The organism is Endozoicomonas arenosclerae (assembly GCF_001562015.1).
In the GTDB taxonomy this organism is placed as follows: Bacteria; Pseudomonadota; Gammaproteobacteria; order Pseudomonadales; family Endozoicomonadaceae; genus Endozoicomonas_A; species Endozoicomonas_A arenosclerae.
The window spans coordinates 22,166-41,929 of record NZ_LASA01000069.1; the positions used below are offsets into that span (position 1 = coordinate 22,166).

Consider the following 19,764-nt stretch of genomic DNA (forward strand, 5'->3'; position numbering starts at 1 on the left):
TGGGTTCAATGTACTTTCGGCACTTCGGGGGAAATACAACGTTTAGGGAAGTTTGTTTATGGAAAATATTTTGTGTCATCCTAAAAAATGAAAAAGGCGGGGCAAAATGTTTTTCACGGTATAAAAAGGTAAATGCGAATGAGCCATGAGAACACCGTGTATGAGACATCAATAGAGAACGTCCCACAGTTCTCTTCCCGGTTGGGTTTTTATCTTGCTGCGGTGGGCTCAGCGGTGGGCATTGGTAATATCTGGGGTTTTCCTAGCCAGACTGCCGATAATGGCGGTGCCGCTTTTGTTCTCATCTACCTGTGTTTCTCTTTCCTGTTGGCCTGGCCCATGCTGGTGGCAGAGCTGGTGATTGGCAGGTACGGTCGTTCTGATCCTGTCACGACATTGGAAAATGTCAGTGGCAAACCCTTCTTCAGAGTGTTGGGCAAACTAACCGGTTGGTGTTCAACCATCACGGTACTTCTGATTTATACCTTCTATGCCATTATTGCCGGGTGGATTATCTGCTTTGGACTGGCACCTCTTGTTAAATTGTTTGGGCTTGATGAACTGGCTGTTCTCCTCACATCGTTCAATGCCTGGCCCACCATGATTGCGGCAGGGGCTTTTATGGCAATGGTGGCAGCGATTGTTTCCGGAGGTGTGGCAGACGGTATTGAAAAGTGGTGCAGCCGGCTAATGCCGATGCTGGTGTTGTTAATTGTGGTTCTGATCGGATTCACCCTGTCGCAGGAGGGTGCGCTTGAAGGACTCCAGTATTTTATCCTGCCAGACTTTTCAAAAGTGTTGAGCAAAGACCTGCTTATCAGTGCCCTGGGCCAGTCTTTCTTTTCTATGTCTCTGGGGGTCGGCATTATGGTGGTGTATGGCGCTTATCTGACCCGTGACAGTAATATTCCCGTGATGGCTGCCGGTGTGGCTGTGACCGATACGCTGGTAGCGGTGATGGCGGGACTGCTGATTATTCCCGGAATGTTTGTTGCCCTGAATCACGGAATTGATATCTATACCGCAGATGGCGCCTTAAAGAGTGCTGACAAACTGGTGTTTGATGTGCTTCCCCAGCTCTTTCTGCAGTTTGGTTCTTTGGGGGTGTTACTGTCCCTGGCTTTCTTTGTTCTGCTGACCATTACTGCCCTGACATCTGCAGTGTCCATTCTGGAAGTGCCTGTTGCTGTATTCCAGAGAAGGCAGATCGCCCATAGAACATCCAGTGCTTGGCTGATATCCATTGCCACTTTCCTGGTCAGCCTTTGTGTCATGATCTGGTTTGACCCACTGTTCGACTTTGTGGTCAACCTGACGACCCGTTATGCTATGCCATTGTTGAGCCTGGTTGTATGCATTTATGCAGCCTGGATCTGGTCCAGGGATCAAAAGCTGAAAGAATTGCAGAAAGGGTGTCCGGAAATTGAGCACAGTTTCTTCTGGAAAATATGGCCCTGGTATATTCGGTTTATCTGCCCAACCATGGTCATGATCCTGATCTTTTTTACTTTTTGATTTGAGTGTTCTCACGGAATGAAAATTTGGGTTGATGCTGATGCCTGCCCGGTGGTGATCAAGGAAATTCTTTTCAGAGCCGCCGACAGAACTGAAACCCCGCTGACTCTGGTGGCCAATCAGCCGCTCAGGGTTCCGGGGTCCCGCTTTATAAAATCCCTTCAGGTAGCCTCTGGCTTTGATGTAGCGGACGATGAAATCGTGAGAAGAGTCGAGCCCGGGGAGCTGGTGATTACCAATGATATTCCCCTGGCTGCTGAAGTGATTGAGAAGGGGTGTACTGCTCTTAGCACTAGAGGAGAGTTATTCACGGAAGACAATATCAAGGCCCGCCTCAATATGCGTGACTTTCTGGATACTTTGCGCTCAAGCGGTATTGAGTCCGGTGGGCCTCCTGCTTTGAGCCAGAGTGACCGTCAGCAGTTTGCCAACCAGCTGGATAAATGGCTGGCCAGCAATCGCTGAAACTTAAGTTATCGTGAAGAACCTTTTACTGCTCATGTGATAAAAGGTTCTTTCTTTAGCGTCTAGAGCGGCCTAGCGTAAATACACATACAAACTCCTTTCTGAGCTCGAAACTCCATTCGTCCTGCGCTTGATACATTCATCCTGAACTCGATACTCCGTTCATCCTGAGCTTGTCGAAGGATGCCGGTCATGCACACTTCGACAGGCTCAGTGCGAACGGTATAGGGTTTGGCGCTAGGCTGTACTAGGCTTGATCCAGAAGTTGGTTGATCACAGATGGGTCAGCCAGCGTACTCAAATCCCCCAGGTTATCCCTTTCTCCCTGAGCCAGTTTACGCAGAATCCGTCGCATGATTTTGCCAGAGCGTGTCTTGGGCAGAGCCGGGCAGGGGTGAAGGGTTTCCGGGCGAGCAAATGAGCCGATTTCACTGGCCACCAGATCGGACAGAGATTGTTTCAGCGCTTCTGTTACTTCTACGCCGTCCATAGGAGTGATGAAAGCGTAGATACTTTCACCTTTTACTTCATGGGGAACGCCCACCACCGCAGCTTCTGCGATGGCTTCATGAAGCACCAGAGCGCTTTCTATTTCAGCGGTTCCCAAGCGGTGACCTGATACGTTGATCACATCATCCATTCTGCCGGTGATCTGGTAGAAACCATTTTCATCCCGGCGAGCACCGTCTCCGGTGAAGTAATAACCAGGATATTGGCTGAAGTAGGTGTCGATGATTCGCTGGTGATTGCCATAAACCGTACGAATCTGGCTGGGCCATGAACCGGTAATCACCAGACTGCCCTGTCCGGGGCCGACGATTTCATTGCCATCGTTATCAAGAATGGCGGGGCGAATACCCAGGAAAGGCAGGGTCGCAAATCCAGGCTTCAGTGCGGTGGCTCCAGGCATCGGCGTAATCATCATGCCGCCTGTTTCTGTCTGCCACCAGGAATCAATAATCGGGCAACGCTCTTCACCCACACATTGGTAATACCATTGCCAGGCTTCCGGATTGATAGGCTCACCAACGGTGCCCAGAATTTTCAAACTATCGCGTGAAGTTCGCTTAACGTATTCATCCCCTTTGGCCATCAAGGCTCTGATCGCTGTAGGGGCGGTGTAGAGAATGTTGACCTGATGACGGTCGACAATTTCCCAGATTCTGGAAGCGTCGGGCCAGAAAGGAACACCTTCGTGCATGACCATAGTCACACCGTTAGAAAGTGGACCATAGACGATATAAGAGTGCCCGGTGATCCAGCCAACGTCCGCACCACACCAGTAAATGTCGCCTTCGTGATAATCAAAAACATAATGGAACGTGACAGTGGTGTAGAGAAGGTATCCGGCAGTACTGTGTAAAACGCCTTTAGGTTTTCCGGTAGAGCCTGAAGTGTACAGAATGAACAAAGGGTCTTCTGACTCCATGACCTCGGGGTCACAGGTGCTGGACTGACTTTCTGTCAGCTCGCGATAAGAAATATCCCGGCCTTCCTGCCATTCAATTTCTGTACCGGTTCGCTCGTAAACAACCACAGTGCTGACGTCCGGGCACTCTTCCAGAGCTTCGTCGGTATTCTGTTTGAGAGGAATCTTCTTACCGCCACGAACACCTTCATCGGCAGTAATGACAGCACGACAGCCACAGTCGAGAATACGGTCACGAAGAGAGTGAGGAGAAAAGCCACCAAAGACAACGGAGTGCACTGCACCAATGCGGGCACAGGCAAGCATGGCAAATACAGCTTCAGGCACCATGGGCATGTAGATACAGACACGATCACCCCGGTTAACGCCCTGTGCCTTTAAACCATTGGCAAGTTTGCAGACCTCATCATGCAGTTCCTGATAGGTGATCTTGCGTTGCAGATCGGGTGTGTCGCCTTCCCAGATAATGGCTACCTGATCGGCTCTGTTTTCCAGGTGCCTGTCAATGCAGTTGAAACTTGCGTTCAACTGACCACCCCTGAACCAGTTCACCTCACAATTTTTGAAGTCACCTTCATAAACAGAGTCCCAGGGACGAAACCATTCCAGGTAACGTTCTGCCTTACTGCCCCAGAACGCTTCCGGATTCTCCAAGGAATAGCGATAGAGCTTCTGGTATTTTTCTTCGCTTATCCATGCGTCTTTAAAGGCCTCGGGAACCGGATAGTTTGTTGCCTGGGTCATGGCATCTCACCTGCCTCTTCTTTTAAAAAAGTTCATCCAGTATAGAAGCCGCTGTGTTGCTGAGAGATTAATTCAAAAAATCTTCTTTTATGAAAGTGAATTATTTTTTGCACCAATGTGCAGACAGGTTCTGTGACACTCAGAGCCTGTCTGCAGATGATATTTACCAGTTGATTAAACTGCCTGGCTGATGAATTGAGAAAACTTCTCTATCAGCCAGGTCGTTGATAATGGTGGCAGATCGCCAGGCTGCCAGGCTTAGCTGAGGTTCGGCAATACCGTGGCTGTGTAAGCCGGCATTCACTGCGTAGACACGCCTGTCTTCTGGGCCATCCCAATCCATCCTGAAACTGGAAGAAAGTTGGAATCGGTTCTGCTCGTCCAGGTTCAGCCGGGATTGTATGGGCTCAAGGTATTGAGGAAGACGGTTTTCAAAGCCGGTACACAAAATAATGATATCTGCGCACAGTATTTCATCTTCACCAGAAAGAGCGTTTGCCAGTTGTAGCTCGTGGAATCCAGCTGTCGATTGGCTTAATCCCGTCAGGGTTCTGTCTGGCAGTAGATGCCAGTTGCATTGAGCTTCAGTCAGATACGTGCGGTCATAAAGTTCCCGATAAAGCTCCAGCAGATAGGCAGGTGTTATGCCGTCGCTCGCCAGCTTCTGATATTGGACAATGGTTGCTTTTCTGTCTTTGGGCAGAGCGAGGAAGCGACTGACATAATCAGGCGTAAAGTACTCATTTGTGAACGGACTTTCGTCCAGTGGCTCAAAGCTGGCCCTTCGGGAAACCCACTGAATGTCTTCAGCTTTGCCCCACTGTTCACGAAGTGTATTCAGGAAAACTTCAGCACCGGTTTGTCCGCCACCAATAATCGCTACCCGTTTGCCTCTGAAGTCCAGGTTGCGAGTCATCAGTTCACTGGCATGAAAACAGTTTTGACCCAGAAGGTTTCTGGAACATTCTGGAACAAAGGGAACTTTACCTGTGCCCAGGCAAAGGTTTTTAGCCCTGAAGGTTTCTTTGTCTGATCTAAGGGTGAAGTGGTTGTCTTCAAAGTTTACTTCCCTGACTTCAGCATCAAACTGCAGTGATTGCAGGTTTTCAGCCACCCAACTCATATAGGCGACAAACTCGTTGCGACTGATCACCATCTTCTCTGTGGATAAAAAGGAATAAAACCGCCCCTTTTCCACAAGGAATGACAAGAAAGACCAGCGGCTGGTCGGTTGTACGGCAGTGACCAGATCTTTCAGGCAGGAGGTCTGCATATGGGCACCCGGTAACATCAGGCCGGGGTGCCAGCCAAAGGAAGGCTTCTTTTCAAAAAATCGCACGTTGAGATCGGGCTGGCTGTCCAGCAGAGCCGCAAGGCTCAGGTTAAAAGGGCCAGAACCCAGTCCAGCCAGATCAAGCACTTCGGATGCTTCCTGATAATTCACTAACTTCATACTTCTTCCCTGAGTGTCATGGCTAACGGGTTGTTAAGTGGAGAGCCCAGTTCGGGCAGTGGGCGCTCAGTGCTGTCGCCATAGCCCAGCTTGAAGCGGACACGGTTGAGACAGACTCTGGCCATTTCCGGCTTGAACAGATCAAAGAGTTTGAATCGTTCTTCCAGTTCGGGGTGTTCATGGATATAGCTTTGCAACTGTTCACCCAGGAGCTGATAAAAGCGGTGTTCAGAGAAACCTTTCTCAGCCATAGCAGCAGAAATAAAGCGCAGTACCGTGACAAAGTGACCGGTTTGCAAATCATGTATCAGATATTCTGCCGGCAACCTGACTGTCACGGATCGTGCATAGTCACTCAAACTGTTGAGCTCAGGGAAAGGCTGATCTACCAGCCTTAAATCACCCTGAAAGTCTTTCAGAGCCACTCGGGAAGGTTGATTATTCTGGTCCAGAACCAGAGTGATGTTTTGTCCGTGCGCTACAAGTCCAACGCCGTATTTACAGAGCAGGTGATAAAGAGGAATCACAACGGCATCAAACAATTTACGCAGCCACTCATCGGCAGTCAGCCCTGAACGGTGAATGTACTCGTTGATGAGAGGGTAGCCATAGCCGTCTTTCTGAAACAGGGTTGCGATCAGAATGGCTTTTTCACCGGGATCGGTTTGGGCATGCACACTCTGTCGCCAGATGCAGCCCAGCATTTCATGGTAACGATAAGGTGCATCCTGTACCTGTTCGAACAGAGGGTTGGGATAAAAAGCCCCTGCCGGTTCTTCAAGAATAATGGTTCTACAGCTGGCCAGTGTTTTGTCGGTACTGGCAAGGTCATTCAACCAGCGCGAGATCATCGGGCCGGCCTTGATATAACGACCAGGGATACCCCGATAGCAGGATGTGTTCAAAATCGAGAGCGGCAACTTGATATTCAACTGTTCAGGCCGCTTCAAATTTGAGAGTGTTCTCAGGGATTGCTGAGGCAGCATCGGATCACCAAAGGCTCCGAGGTGAATGATGTGCCCTGCAGCAATCTCTGCAGCGAACATATTCACCAGTCGGTTGCTCCACTGCCAGGGGTGAACCGGTAACAGAAAAAACTGGTCGGAATCAATTTCAAAAGTCTGGCAGACTTCTCTCAGACGCTGCTGTTCTTCACTGTCCATGACGGCATTCAGAAGATCGGCTTCTTTCAGATCTTCAATCAGGGACAACTGGCACTGGCTGCGTTTCAAAGCGAGCCACTCCAACTGAATACCAGGCAGAAACTCTGTGGCATAGGCTTCATAGTCATCTTTTCCCCAGCCCAGACGACCTTTACTGACAGTGACTTTAGGGTGACCGTCAAGGAAGCATTGGAGCTGATCGTCGTCCAGTTCAATCATTTTGGCTGCACTGAGCTGGTGATAATTCTGTTGAACCCGGACTTCTGCCATCAGGGTGTTAGCCAGCTCTTCCAGGAAGTTTGCCAATGTTGCCGAGTCCAACCCGAGCTCTTCCCGTGCATCAATGAAGAACTGGCTGGCTTCCAGCGCTGATTCACTGGGACGGCTCAAATAAGTTCGACTGATTGAAGACGGATCGATCAGGAGTTGATCCCAGATGCTCTTCCAGGCATGAAAGCGGTAATGGATGCCACTCTTCAGCTCCAGAATGTATAAGCCATCCTCAACCTCAATCGGCTGAATTGCTTCTTCCCAACTGAGTTCGCTGAGGGTTTTCGACAACAGTCGCAGATTGGCGGTATGCCACTGCGCTTTTTGTGCGTCTATAGCTGAGTGATTTTGTGAAAGGGTGACTGCCTGATTCACAGCTGAACCTCCTGAAAGAAGTTCTCTCTGTAACAGTTGAGCAGTGCTGCCCGCTTGTGTGGGAAATCAAACTCTTTGACAAAAGACCAGCCTGCAGGGGCGATCAGTTTCATCAGTCTCTTGTTGTCAGCCCTGGGCTCTCCTACCAGCCTAGTGGTTCTGGGGTCATCGAGAAACAGGAAGTGAGTAAAAGCCTTGGTCCAGCTGTTGGAGTAACGCTTGCCCAGAAAGTCCATGTTGCCCACCAGAAGGTGAAACCCCCTGTCCCAGGGTTGGCAGTCGTAATAGGGTGCAATCCGATCTTCCAAAGCCCAGTAAGCTTCAAAATACCCAAAAGGTTCACCGTTAAAACTGCCAATCAGTGGCCAGGTTCGACGGTCTTTTAACAGTGACAGTAGGTACTCTTTGAGTTCTTCCCTGCTTTGGGCCATCTCCCAGAATTCTGCCACACGGGGCTGGTTCATCCAGCTGTGGAACAGATCCAGATCCTGCTCCAGATCAATGGTCCTGAACGAAACAGTGACATCATTGTGATAATCATATCGTTTATAAACGACACCTGATGGCTGTACCTCACGCAGAGGATGAACGACTCCCTTTTCATTTTCGGTCCAGATTTCCGGGATCAGTTGGGCATCTTTCTGCCAATGCCAAAGAGTGCGGTTTTGGTAGAAGCCTGAGCGGTAACTGATGCCATGACCTGTATTCTCAAGTCGTTGGTGAATCAGCCCTGATCCTGACAGCCTTTCTGTTAAAGAAGGAGCCAGATGAATCTCGCTCTGCTGGTTATTGTTTGAGAAAAGACAATCCAGCGCAGCAGCTATCAGGTGATCAGGAATAACTTCGGGTAAATCCGATTCGTTGGCGGCAGCAAGGAAAAGCCCATCCTGATCCTTCAGATTCAGTAACAGCGACTGTTCATCGTCATTGATAGCAAGACCGCTGGATGAGAGCCATTGCAGCGAGATGGTCTGATTGAGTGCTCCCGGAAGAGTGATTTTTGATTTTGTTGTCATGGCTATCCCTAAAATGCCCATAGCGAGAGAAAGAGAGTCTGAAATAATGAAACTTTGATCAGGATCAGTCGTTTTTCCGGTCAACCTGACTGAATTCGTACAGTGGATTTCTCATGGAGTGGTAAACGTCCATAGGATCCTTCAGGGTGTTCTCGTTGATATTGCAGTAGGCGCAGTAGAAGTTGCCCTTGGACCAGAGTTCTCGGCTGTCGAGTATGTAATCCAGACAGCTGGTATCACCGCGACCCTGCTTTCTCAGAGTGTTCAGAAACTGATAGAGAGACGATAAGAGTGCCTTTTCCGGGAGTATCTTGCTGGCTCCCAGGGCACTGATTACACCAAAAGTAGAATTGATCAGCAGATAGTATGTGAACAGGCGATTACCCAACTGTTCGCTGACATGGTGCTCTTTCTCTTCGTCTGCCTGTGGCAGATGATCCTTCAAAAGTTTTCTGGCGAGATGGCTATATCCTGTGCCCTGGCAATCACGGAAGTACGCTTGCTCAGGGTAGCCCTGCGGCATGCGGATCAGCAGGTTTTGCTGGTGGGCACCGAACAGCAAACCAAAGTCAGACTGTCCTATTACTAATGGTTCCACGACATTGGATAGATATTGGCCAAACCATTTCTGGGCGATAACGTCAGGCTTTGTCTTTTCCCTTACTGCCAACTCCCTGATCAGGTTGATCAGTCTGGATTCTCCGGCAGGGTTATCCTGGGTGAGGCTGGCCAGAAGCTCTGTGCAATTGTTGATAGCAGCCCGGTTGAAGGGGTTTTCACGGAGAACGATCATGGTTTCAGGCAAGACCTGGCCATCTCCACCTTTGATGGCAGCATGAGCCGGCTCGGTAATGATTTCGAAGTCCGGGTAGAGGGCTTTCAGCTCTGCGCCCACGGGTGTCTGGTATTTAACCTGATGGATTTCCTTGCCCCGGATGACTTCCTTGGGAAGCAGGTGGCGAATGGAGTTGGTCAGTTTTACGCTGAGCGAATACTTCAACATAAAGGAGGCATGAGTCGCATGGATAGAGCGCACTGAAGATGTGGCGCGCCAGTCACTGCCATGCAAGCCGTAGTCTATGAGTTTGCCCTCGCTGAGAAGCTGCTGGATGTAAGTGTTTTTCAACCATTGTTGAGCCTGCCAGGGATGGGCAGGTAACAGGGTTTGATACTCAGGAATATCACTGAGAAAACTGTTGGAAATCTCAGGGTCTTCGTCTGCCAGTCGATGGGTTAATTCATGAAAGGAAAGTTCATGAACACTGTCTGCTTCCAGAAGGCTGGCATCAATAGAAAACCAGTGCAGTTGGAAACTGTTTCCGTATTCAGGAATGAAACGTTCCGAGTCTTCAGCAGTAAACTGATCACGGCTTTTTGGGGTTGGATGAACAGAATGACCAACAAACAACGCCTGCTCGGAAGATTGGAAGTCGATAGAGCCTGAAAACACGCTTTCCAGATCATCCTGTCTTATTTCCATCACTGACTGAATGTTTTCAATGCTGCTTTTTACCCGGTTTAGAAACACCTTTCTGTGATCGGTTTCAGTATTCCAAAGTGCATTTTCTTCAATGATTAATTCAACGGCTTCGGTGAAAGCTATTTTATGGATTGAATGATCTTTATTATTAATTAAGGCGATCGGGTTAATAAACTGATGTCTGCCACTGGAAGATAAATGTTTAATGTAAATTAAAAGAGTCTTATCGCTGTTATTCAGTGGGATTGAAACGGCAGCTTCAGCCTGATCAGGAACAATCCAGTTTGATTTTACAGGTGCATCTTTCAGATAGGTGCTATGACAGTCTACAGACTCCTGTGTCCAGCCATTCCACTCTCTCAGCAAGGCATTGAAAAAACAACCCGAGCTTAGGGATTCCGCCTGTTTATAGCTATTTAAAGAACCGTTAAGAAAGCGGCTCTGATTTTTATTAGACTGGCTTTGAGTAGTTTTGGAAACTACTTGTTCAAGGGATGGAGTGGACACTGACATCATTCTCCAGATGGTCTAGTTAACTTGATTTTTCTTATCGCTCATAATTAAATAGCGAGAATTTTTATTCGTCCATGGCTGTCTTTTCAGGATCATTGAATGACAATGATCTTGTTGTTCTCTGCTTAATTTCAGAAAGCATCAAAAAATAATTAAAATCAGTAATTCTCAGCGCATGTCTTAATTACGCCACCCTCAATTCTGATTAAGGTTTTAATTCAGTGGTGGGCAAGTTGGGTTTGCATTCTAAGTGAGAATCGTTATCATTTGCAACAATTCAAAACAACAGACATGAACCATGCAACAAAATGAGCTTGGCCCTGTCGCGATAGAACCGGCTTACGAGGCCGGGGGCAGAAGAATAAAAAACCTCTGCAGGTTTGCCTCCGTGTTTATGCTTGGTGCCGGGCAAACTACGTTATTAATCAGCCTGCCGGCGATTGTTGAAGAAACGGGGCTGGGTTATGGCCTGTTGACGCTTATGGTGGCCCTGGGAACCTGCTTATTTATTTTTTCGGCCCCTCTCTGGGGGCGGATCAGTGATCGTTATGGCCGAAAACCTGTGGTGGTGTCAGGCCTTTTTGGTTTCTCAGCGAGTTTCTTGATACTGGCTCTGGCTATCTATGGTCTGATGTCAGGCCTTATGGGTCAGACGCTGGCTGTTGGTTTGATGTTTTTTGCCAGAACACTCTACGGTTTGCTGGTATCCGGTTTGTATCCTGCTGTTCAGGCCTGGTCTATAGACGACAGCAGTTTATCTGACAGGGTGCGAAGTCTCAGTCGCATTACCGCAAGCATCAATGCTGGACGACTGATCGGCCCATTGATACCGGCCATGTTGATTGCCGAGGGAAGTTTATTCCCTATTCTTGCACTGGTAGCTCTGGGTATTCCACTGTTACTGCAGGTCATACTGTTGGATACGGACAAGCCTTTAGAAAAGGATCTTAAAGAGAAAAAACAGGATCAGGGGCAGTTCAGCGCTTTGTTGAAATCAATCTGGCCAGTGTTACTGGTGGCTTGTTCTGTCACCACACTGTTTGGGCTGCTCCAGTATCTTATGGGGCCTATTCTTCAGCAGCGCTTTGGTTATGACGGCCTGGCAGCCTCTGAGGTTCTGTCATTGCTGATGATGGTGGCCGCTTTTTCAACTGTTGTGGCTCACATGCTGGTATCCCGGTGGGTTCGTGACAGGCTGCTCTCATCAATAAAAATCGGAAGTGTTTTATTACTGGTCGGCAGCTTCCTGCTGATCACGGCAGCCAATATGTTCTGGCTGGTTGCAGGGCTGATGATCAGCGCTGCTTCCGTGGCCTTATTGACGCCCGTTTACACGGCTCTGGCTTCGGCTCAGGTGGAACAGAAACAGGGAATGTTGACCGGAGTGCTCAGCATGATCCACACAGTAGGTTATACCCTGGGTGCTTTGCTGGCCGGATTAGGGGGAGTACTTGAAAATCAGTTGGCAGAAGTCTTTTGTATTTCTCTGGCTGCTTTGCTCCTGATGATTTCATTCCTTCTGATTGATTCGCCCAAGAAACGTTTTTCATAGAGAACATGCTTATGACCTCAATTCAAATGGTGGGGTGGCCCATCGTGACCGTCAGTTTTAATCGCCCTGCCAGTGATGAAGATGCCGGGCAATGGTTGAATAATCTTTCTGAACTGCTGGGTCGAGAACAGTCTTTCAGTTTGATCATTCAGGCAAAACCCAACAGTGAATTTTCGCCTGAAGCCAGAAGGCAGCTGGGTCTCTGGTTCAAGGAGAACCGGGATCTGTTGGGAGAGCATTGTTGTGGAGTAGCCAGAGTGGTGCTCTCTGAGGAGGAAGGAGAAAGAGTCGTCAGTGACAATATGAAAAAGGCCATGCCTTTCCCCATGATCTCCTGTCTCGACTTTAACAAAGCCCGGGAGTGGGCTATTGAACAGTTTAATCAAACAACAGTTTAAACTTGATATTTTAAATGATAATCATTATTATTCGCGCCCTCTGTCTATCTATTGAACACATTGCGTTCAAAACAAGTTCAGGCAGTCTGGCATTGACATAATAAATATAAACATTAGATGTCGTGTATAAGTGGCCCGGATTGCCGGTATGCCAATACGACGATTTCAAAAACAAAAAGAAACTGAGGCTATGGAACAGACTCTGACACTCGATCAGGTCAGTTTGCAGGTGGGTAAAAAAACCATTTTGCAGCCAACCTGTCTTGATATCACACCAGGAAGCATCACCGCTATTCTGGGCCCCAATGGTTCAGGCAAGAGTACTCTTCTGAAACTGTTGTCGGGTCTGACAGAGCCGAGTGCAGGTACTGTTCTGATTGATGGCCAGCCTTTGAAAACCGGTAACCGCAAGACTCTCGCAAAGAAGTTGGCGCTTTTGCCTCAGCATTCTCCTGTCCCATTGGGTATGAGTGTTGCTGATCTGGTGGCGTGTGGCCGTTACCCCCATGCAGGCCCTTTCGGGCGGCTCAAAAAAGAGGATCACAACGCAATCAATTCGGCTCTAACCAGAGTTGAGATGGATCAGTATGCCAATGAGCTGGTTGATCATCTTTCCGGTGGTGAAATGCAGAGGGTCTGGCTGGCCATGGTACTGGCGCAGGAAACCGGCATTTTGCTTTTGGATGAACCTACCTCGTGGCTGGATATTGCTCATCAACTGCGATTGCTTGAGATTGTCAGACAGCTGAACGATGAAAAGCAGATCACTATTGTCTGGGTGCTTCATGACCTGAATCAGGCGCTTCAGTACAGCGATGAAGTGGTTTTGATGAATAAGGGAAGCGTTGTCAGAAAAGGGATCGCTGAACAGGTCATGGATAAAGACATTATTTCAGAAGTCTTTGGGGTAGAGACCCATGAAGTTCAGTTGAAAGGCAAAAAGGATTCGTTGTTTTTACCGGTAGGCGAATATCAGCGTAGAAGTGATATTCGCGTGGTATCGGACAGGGAAGTAGCTTGAATGTTTGCTGTTTTCAAATACCTCCATGTCCTTGTCTTTTGGATGGTCTCTTCAGTGGCGGTCTCTTCAATAGTCAGGGCATCAGTAGTTGCTCCCGAGTTGCCTGAAGCCCCGGAAAAAATTGTCGCTTTGAATTGGACTCAGGCTGAGATGTTACTGACTCTGGGCATTAAGCCAGCCGGTGTGACGTCGATCAAAGGTTATCGGAAGTGGCAGTCCAATGATCCGGTGCTGCCAGAAGGTGTTACCGAACTTGGACAGAGAGCTGAGCCTGGCCTTGAAGCGATTGCTGCACTGCAGCCTGATCTGATACTGGGCTATAAATGGCGTCATAGTCGTATATCTTCCGAGCTGGGTGCTATTGCCCCTACGGTTCTTTATAAGCAGTACCCCAGTAACGAAGACCCGGTGAATTACTTCATCAGAATGCAGGGCATTTTTCGCTCTGTGGCTCAATTATTGAGAAAGGATGCTCTGGCAGAAGCAAAACTGCAGGAAATGACAGCCGCTTTGGTAGAGGCCCGACAGATTATTGAAACGGCAGGCCTGGCGGGTCAGAAAGTAGTTGTCGGCAAGTTTGTTGGAATGGGGCTGGGTCTTCGGGTTTATGGAGATTTGTCTCTGGCCGGGGCGATTGCCAACGAGATAGGACTGGTTAATGACTGGCATACATCCCTGCCTGGACGAGACTTTACCCATGTTGATTTATTGAAGCTGACCACGATTGGTGATGCCAGTCTGATAATCATTGGCAGCCAGCCTGAAAATCTTCCCGACATGGCGAACTCTCCGATCTGGAAAGCCTTGCCAGCAGTCAAAGAAGGCAGAGTTTATTACTTGCCTGCTCTATGGTCGTTTGGTGGTCCAGCATCGGCTGCGCGAATGGCTTCTGCTTTTGCCCGCCATTTGGCTCCGGAGGTTTGATGTTTATTCTGGAGTCTTTAAAGTCGACGGCTGTCTTATTTTTCCTTGTTTTACTGGTGACCGTTTCATTAGCGGTCGGGCCATCCGATATCGATCTCAATTTGCTCTATGGCTTACCGTTTTTGCCGGAGGCAACCTCCGGGTCGATGGCTGCTGACATTGTAACCTGGCTGCTGTTGCCAAGGACGCTGATGGCTCTGTTATGTGGAGCCGCTCTTGGAGCTGCAGGAGTTTTGATTCAAGGTGCTACAAGAAACCCTTTCGCCAGCCCGGCGACACTGGGCGTCAATTCGGGGGCTATGCTGGCGATTGTTCTGGGCTCTGTTTTCCTGCCTGAGATTACCGATCAATATCCTGTTGTTGTGGCCTTTGCCGGAGCTGCCCTGACCACCTTACTGGTTTTCAGGCTGGCTACTGCTATCAGTGATTCTCCTGTCAATCTTGTCCTTGTGGGTATGGCTATCACCCTGTCTCTCGGTGCTTTAAGTGCCGGGATGCTGATGTTTTTTGAGAACCGGCTCGACGGCTTATATACCTGGGGAGCAGGAAACCTGGCGCAGTTTGATTACACCGCAATCAACAGCAGCTGGCCGGTGATTTCAGTGATGGCGGTTTCAGCCCTGTTCTTAACCCGAAGACTGGATCTGATCGAGCTGGGCAATGATCAGGCAGAAAGTCTGGGCGTTAATGTCAGGCAAACAGTAGGTCTGTCACTGATTATTGCGCTGTTATTATCGGCAACGGTTGTCAGTCAGGTTGGGATGATCAGTTTTGTCGGCCTAATTGCTCCTCACATTGCCCGCGGTCTGGGGTATCACTCAGCCTGGACCCGACTGCTCGTTGCCAGCCTTTTAGGCGCATTGTTGTTACTCAGTGCTGATGTGCTTGCCCGGGTGATTCCCTTTCTGATCTCTGAAGCTCACTACAGTATTCCTGCCGGAGCCATGACAACGGTGGTGGGTGCTCCATTTATGATCTTTCTTCTGACTCAGCGTAAAAGAATCAGCAGCCTGGCAACGGCTCCCAGAGAAACCGGAATACGTGCTCTTTTCCATTTCTCGCCTTCAAAAGTCCTTCTGGGTCTGGGGGCGGTGCTGATGGTCGTTCTTTACTTCAGTCTGTTCAGCCAGCTGGATCTGACCTGGCTTAGCCTTCGCTGGCCCCGGGTTATAGCGGCAGCCTTTGCCGGTGCTGCATTAGGCGTTTCTGGTCTTGTATTGCAAAGCCTGATGAGAAACCCCTTGGCCAGTCCGGATGTTTCAGGTCTAACGACAACAGGTGTTCTGTTTGTGGTGCTGGGTATTGTCCTGATTCCAGGTCTTGAGCGGCTTGATATGGCAGTACTGTCGATGATTGGCAGTGGCTTTGCTCTGTTTCTTTTGCTCTTTCTAAGCAGGGTGACAGGCTTTAATCCACAGTTATTCGCTCTGGCAGGGCTTTGTCTGTCCGCAGTTTCAGCCACCCTGATCAGTGTGGTGCTGGTGTTAGGCAGTAATCAGTCCAGTGAAGTGCTTTTGTGGCTATCCGGCAGTACTTATGCGGTTAGCAGTGAACTTGTTTATCTGTTGTCTCTGACGACGTTAATCCTGATTCCTGCGCTGATGTTGATGTGGCGAAAGCTCGACATTCTTCAGCTGGGAGAATTCTGGCCTGCCTTATTGGGCATCAGGGTAAAAGTTTCCATTATTCTGCTGATGATGCTGGTGGCTTTGCTGAGCTCACTCAGTGTTGCGACAGTGGGGGGGATTTCTTTCATTGGTCTGATGGCTCCACATATCTGTCGTGTAACTGGAATGTCCAGCCATCGCCATTTGATTCCAGCTACAGCCTTAACCGGAGCATTACTGCTGGTTATCAGCGACTGGCTTTCTCGATCATTGATGGCACCTTTTGAAATTCCTTCTGGCCTGCTGGTGTCCGGAGCCGGTGGCATTTATTTCATTCTGCTGCTGATCAGCGGCAAATACGTTCAAAGTCGTTAATTCTTAAATCTGAATCAGAGGCCTGCAGGAAGCAGGTCCGGAACAATTACAGGGATTTGATGAGAATGATAATCACTATACAGGGAGTCCCTCACACATGAAGGCAAATAAAGCGCCTCTTGCCATCGCAATTACCATGGCTCTGGGCAGTCAGAGTTCTTTTGCAGAAACCAATGATTCAGTGACGCAGCTGGAAAAGATAGTCGTGACGGCTTCTCGTTCTGAGTCCAGTATTTCTAATGTATCTGGCACTGTTCAGGTGATCAGTCAGGAAGAAGTGGCCCAGCAAAGTCAGCCCGGTCAGAAGTTGGCAGACCTGCTTGAACAGCTGGTGCCGGGTTTTGGCCCAAGTACCCAGACCGTTACCGACAGAACCCAGAGTATCCGTGGTCGTAAAGCTCTGATTCTGATTGACGGTATTTCCCAGGCAGACAATCGTCAGATCAGCCGCCATCTCAGTACCATTCGTCCTGAAAATATTGAGCGTATAGAAATCGTTTCAGGTGCCAGTGCCATTTACGGTGGCGGTGCTACCGGTGGCATCATCAATGTCATTACCCGTAAGCCGGAAGATGGCGATATCCAGTTTGCCTCCGAAGCCGGTATCAAGGTATCTGGAGATGAACTGAGTACCTACACATTGAATCAAAGCATCAGTGGCAGGCAGGGTAACTTTGATTATCTGGTAAGTGGTACTTATGAAAGCAGAGATGGTATTTTTGACGCGGATGGTGACCGGGTGAATCCTGATCCATCTCAGTTGAGCCGAAGCGATACCGATACCAAAGACGCCTTGGTCAAACTGGGCTATGACTTTAATGTTGAGCAGCGTCTGGAAGCCACGCTTCAGTACTTTGATGATCAGATGGATTCGGATTATGCCGCAGACACTTCATCTATTACGACAGGAAGGATTGCAGATACACCTGCACCGGTCAAAGGACTGGAGTTGAAGGATCAACCCTACAGCAAGAGAAACTCTATTGATCTGGTCTACAGCGATGCCGATCTTTTAGGAAACAACTTCCAGCTGCAAACCTATTATCGTGAACGTGAAGCACGTTTCTACCCATACCCCAACGTCATTGGCAGCAGTATTTTTGTCAATCAGTCGACGTCTACTGCAGAAGTCTTTGGAGTTAAGCTGCTGCTGGATAGGGAGCTGACTGATACATTAAGAATCTCCTACGGTCTTGATTACGATATCGATAAAGGCAAACAGCGTGGACAGTTACATGACCTGCAGAAGTACATCGCCAGCGGAGGCAAGGTCATCGTACCTACAGGGTCTTCTTATGAATACGGTCCGGATGTAGAAGCGAAGACTCTGGGACTGTACTTGCAGACATCCTGGGATCTGACCGATCAGTTAGCAATGAATGCCGGAGTACGTCATGAACGTGCTGAAGTGGATATCAGTGACTACAACCCTCTGGCAGAAACCTGGTTGTTACCTGAAGCCTTCAGAACGGTTTTGAAAGGTGACGTCAGAAAGTACGACGACAACTTGTTCAATATCGGTATGGTTTACCGTTTGAATGACAGCAACGAAGTATTTGCCAACTACTCTCAGGGTTTTGAAGTGCCGGATGCTTCAAGAATCTTGAGGAACGCGGTGGCTCCTACCAGTCCATTGGCTGCAAATCCTGCTATCAACGGTACCAATGTTTCTGAAGCCAATCTGGATGCCATTAAGACAGACAGCTATGAGCTGGGCTGGCGTGGACGTTTTGACAGCCTTCTGGCCAACGCTTCTGTCTTTTATAACGAATCCGACAAAACCATTACGTTTAACTCTGATTACAATGTCGATCTGCTCGATCAGAAAAGAAAAGTCTATGGTATTGAAGGTTCCCTTGAGTATTTCCTGAATGACAACTGGAGTCTGGGTGGTAGCTACGCCTTTACTGAAGGTCGCAGCTATTACAAGGAGGTTGATCGCTGGCTGGACTTGCAGGCTGCTGATGTATCCCCGGAAAAATACATTGCTTTTGTTTCCTATGATCAGGAAGGCATGAATGTTCGACTTCAGTCCACTACCTTTGCAGATTATGACAAAGGCAAGAAAGTATCGGGCGGTAAAGTCGTCAGTCTGGATATTGAAGGCTATACAACGGTGGACTTACTGGCGTCTTTCGATCTGCCGGTAGGTACTTTGAAAGCAGGTATTACCAACTTGTTTAACAAAGATTACGAGACTGTTTATAGCCAGTGGGCCAGAACCACTTACAGTGGCATCAGTGCTCATAAAGCAGAAGGGCGTGCTTACACTCTGAGCTATAGAGTGGAGTACTAAGAAAAAAGGCTGCCGGGTAGAGCTACCCGGCAGTTGTCTGGTTAATCAGCTCATCCAACCCAGAACCGTTGGCACAACCCAGGGTGCCAGCAGGGCACTGATACTGGCAGAAAGAACCAGTGCCAGTGCGCTATAAGCGCCTTCCTTTAAAGAGCTCTGAACAATTCTGGCGGTGCCCAAAGCATGGCAGGCTGTGCCCATAGCAATCCCTCGGGCTTTCGGGTCTGTGATTTTCATCAGTGAAAGCAGCGGTAATCCAAAAATGGCACCCATTAATCCTGTCAGGATAACGGCAATGGCGGCCAGAGACGGGACGCCATTCAAGTTATCCACAATCATGACAGCAATTGGCGTGGTAACAGACTTGGGTGCGAGAGATATAGCCACCTGCCCATCCGCTCCGGCCAGAATGGCCAGTACCACTGTACTGACCAGGGCAAAGAGGCTGGAAGTAAAGACCACCAGAATGACCCCGGGAAGTTCCCGGTGGATTTCTCGCATCTGTTGATAAAGAGGGACACCCAAGGCCACGACGGCCAAACCCAGCAAATGACTGAGCCAGTCTCCACCCTGTTGATAATCCGAGTAGGGAATCTTGCCAGCGAGCAATATTCCCACCAGTACCAGAATACTGATCAGTACCGGGTTTAGCAGGGAGTGTTTAAAACGATTCTGCAGTTTCCAGGCAATCAGGTATACCAACACAGTGAGCGAGCAATACAAAAGGCCTTTCATCGGTGAGATCGACAACATCATTGTTGGGAGCGCTCCAGCCATTGGAATAACCAGCCGGCAACGGCCATGATGATTACCGTTCCCACAATACTGGTGATCAGCAGAGCACCCAGACTGCTGGCAAGCAGATCCAGCTGATCGATCACGCCGACCCCGATGGGGACAAATAACAGGGACATCCAGCGAACAAGAAACCCTGCCCCCGCCTCGACCCAGGATAATCGAATGAGACCACTGCCCAGCAGGGCAGCCAGAAGCAGCATGCCGATAATGCTGCCCGGAAGCACGTGGCCAATCCAGACACTGACCAGATCACCTGTCCACAGACAGGCCATCAAAATAACGACACTGCTTAGCCAGGCAGCCATACGTCGGCATACAAAGGCTATTTTCACTAAAAAACTCCGCTATGATGGTTTATCAAGCTCATGGC

15 protein-coding genes are annotated in these 19,764 nt (G+C 49.0%); 8 read left to right on the forward strand and 7 right to left on the reverse strand.

All coding sequences use genetic code 11. From position 1 onward, the window contains the following. Window positions 1-138: 138 nt before the first annotated feature. Window positions 139-1,515, forward strand: coding sequence for a sodium-dependent transporter (locus WG89_RS10465; RefSeq protein ID WP_062265319.1), 1,377 nt, complete (start codon window positions 139-141; stop codon window positions 1,513-1,515). Between the two features lie 18 nt (window positions 1,516-1,533). Then, entirely contained in the window at window positions 1,534-1,980 is a 447-nt protein-coding gene (locus WG89_RS10470) for a YaiI/YqxD family protein (protein WP_062265322.1), read from the forward strand. A 247-nt stretch (window positions 1,981-2,227) separates the two neighbouring features. Here WG89_RS10470 and acs read toward each other — a convergent pair whose 3' ends face one another. From acs to WG89_RS10495, 5 genes are all read right to left on the reverse strand, one after another. Continuing rightward, window positions 2,228-4,153, reverse strand: coding sequence for an acetate--CoA ligase (gene acs / locus WG89_RS10475; protein WP_062265325.1), 1,926 nt, complete (start codon window positions 4,151-4,153; stop codon window positions 2,228-2,230). Window positions 4,154-4,316: 163 nt separating this feature from the next. Next, window positions 4,317-5,606, reverse strand: coding sequence for a lysine N(6)-hydroxylase/L-ornithine N(5)-oxygenase family protein (locus WG89_RS10480; protein ID WP_062265328.1), 1,290 nt, complete (start codon window positions 5,604-5,606; stop codon window positions 4,317-4,319). Further along, window positions 5,603-7,414, reverse strand: a complete 1,812-nt coding sequence (locus WG89_RS10485; RefSeq protein ID WP_079253771.1) for an IucA/IucC family protein — start codon at window positions 7,412-7,414, stop codon at window positions 5,603-5,605. Before WG89_RS10485 ends, WG89_RS10480 begins: the two co-directional genes overlap by 4 nt. Next, a complete protein-coding gene (locus WG89_RS10490; protein ID WP_172806777.1) occupies window positions 7,411-8,430 on the reverse strand; it encodes a GNAT family N-acetyltransferase in 1,020 nt (339 codons plus the stop codon). Before WG89_RS10490 ends, WG89_RS10485 begins: the two co-directional genes overlap by 4 nt. A gap of 64 nt (window positions 8,431-8,494) precedes the next feature. Continuing rightward, window positions 8,495-10,417: an IucA/IucC family protein gene (locus WG89_RS10495; protein WP_172806778.1), complete on the reverse strand. Its 1,923-nt coding sequence runs from the start codon at window positions 10,415-10,417 to the stop codon at window positions 8,495-8,497. Between the two features lie 304 nt (window positions 10,418-10,721). On the opposite strand from WG89_RS10495, the gene WG89_RS10500 reads away from it, so the two are divergent. The 6 genes from WG89_RS10500 to WG89_RS10525 all read left to right on the forward strand — a co-directional run bounded on the left by WG89_RS10500 (window position 10,722) and on the right by WG89_RS10525 (window position 18,596). Further along, on the forward strand, window positions 10,722-11,975 hold the full coding sequence (locus WG89_RS10500) for an MFS transporter (RefSeq protein WP_062265337.1): 1,254 nt from the start codon (window positions 10,722-10,724) through the stop codon (window positions 11,973-11,975). Between the two features lie 11 nt (window positions 11,976-11,986). After that, window positions 11,987-12,373 (forward strand): hypothetical protein, encoded by a 387-nt coding sequence (locus tag WG89_RS10505; RefSeq protein ID WP_153301523.1) that lies wholly within the window; start codon window positions 11,987-11,989, stop codon window positions 12,371-12,373. Window positions 12,374-12,521: 148 nt separating this feature from the next. Continuing rightward, on the forward strand, window positions 12,522-13,394 hold the full coding sequence (locus tag WG89_RS10510) for an ABC transporter ATP-binding protein (RefSeq protein WP_153301524.1): 873 nt from the start codon (window positions 12,522-12,524) through the stop codon (window positions 13,392-13,394). Next, window positions 13,395-14,318 (forward strand): ABC transporter substrate-binding protein, encoded by a 924-nt coding sequence (locus tag WG89_RS10515; protein WP_062265342.1) that lies wholly within the window; start codon window positions 13,395-13,397, stop codon window positions 14,316-14,318. Further along, the gene (locus WG89_RS10520) at window positions 14,318-16,300 is read left to right on the forward strand and encodes an iron ABC transporter permease (protein ID WP_062265345.1); all 1,983 of its coding nucleotides are present in this window, start codon (window positions 14,318-14,320) and stop codon (window positions 16,298-16,300) included. The genes WG89_RS10515 and WG89_RS10520 overlap by 1 nt, the downstream gene beginning before the upstream one ends. A 97-nt stretch (window positions 16,301-16,397) precedes the next feature. Next, window positions 16,398-18,596, forward strand: a complete 2,199-nt coding sequence (locus tag WG89_RS10525; RefSeq protein WP_062265348.1) for a TonB-dependent receptor — start codon at window positions 16,398-16,400, stop codon at window positions 18,594-18,596. Between the two features lie 45 nt (window positions 18,597-18,641). Here WG89_RS10525 and WG89_RS10530 read toward each other — a convergent pair whose 3' ends face one another. After that, entirely contained in the window at window positions 18,642-19,373 is a 732-nt protein-coding gene (locus WG89_RS10530) for an LrgB family protein (protein ID WP_079253775.1), read from the reverse strand. Next, window positions 19,349-19,726, reverse strand: a complete 378-nt coding sequence (locus WG89_RS10535) for a CidA/LrgA family protein (protein WP_153301525.1) — start codon at window positions 19,724-19,726, stop codon at window positions 19,349-19,351. Before WG89_RS10535 ends, WG89_RS10530 begins: the two co-directional genes overlap by 25 nt. Between the last annotated feature and the right edge of the window lie 38 nt (window positions 19,727-19,764).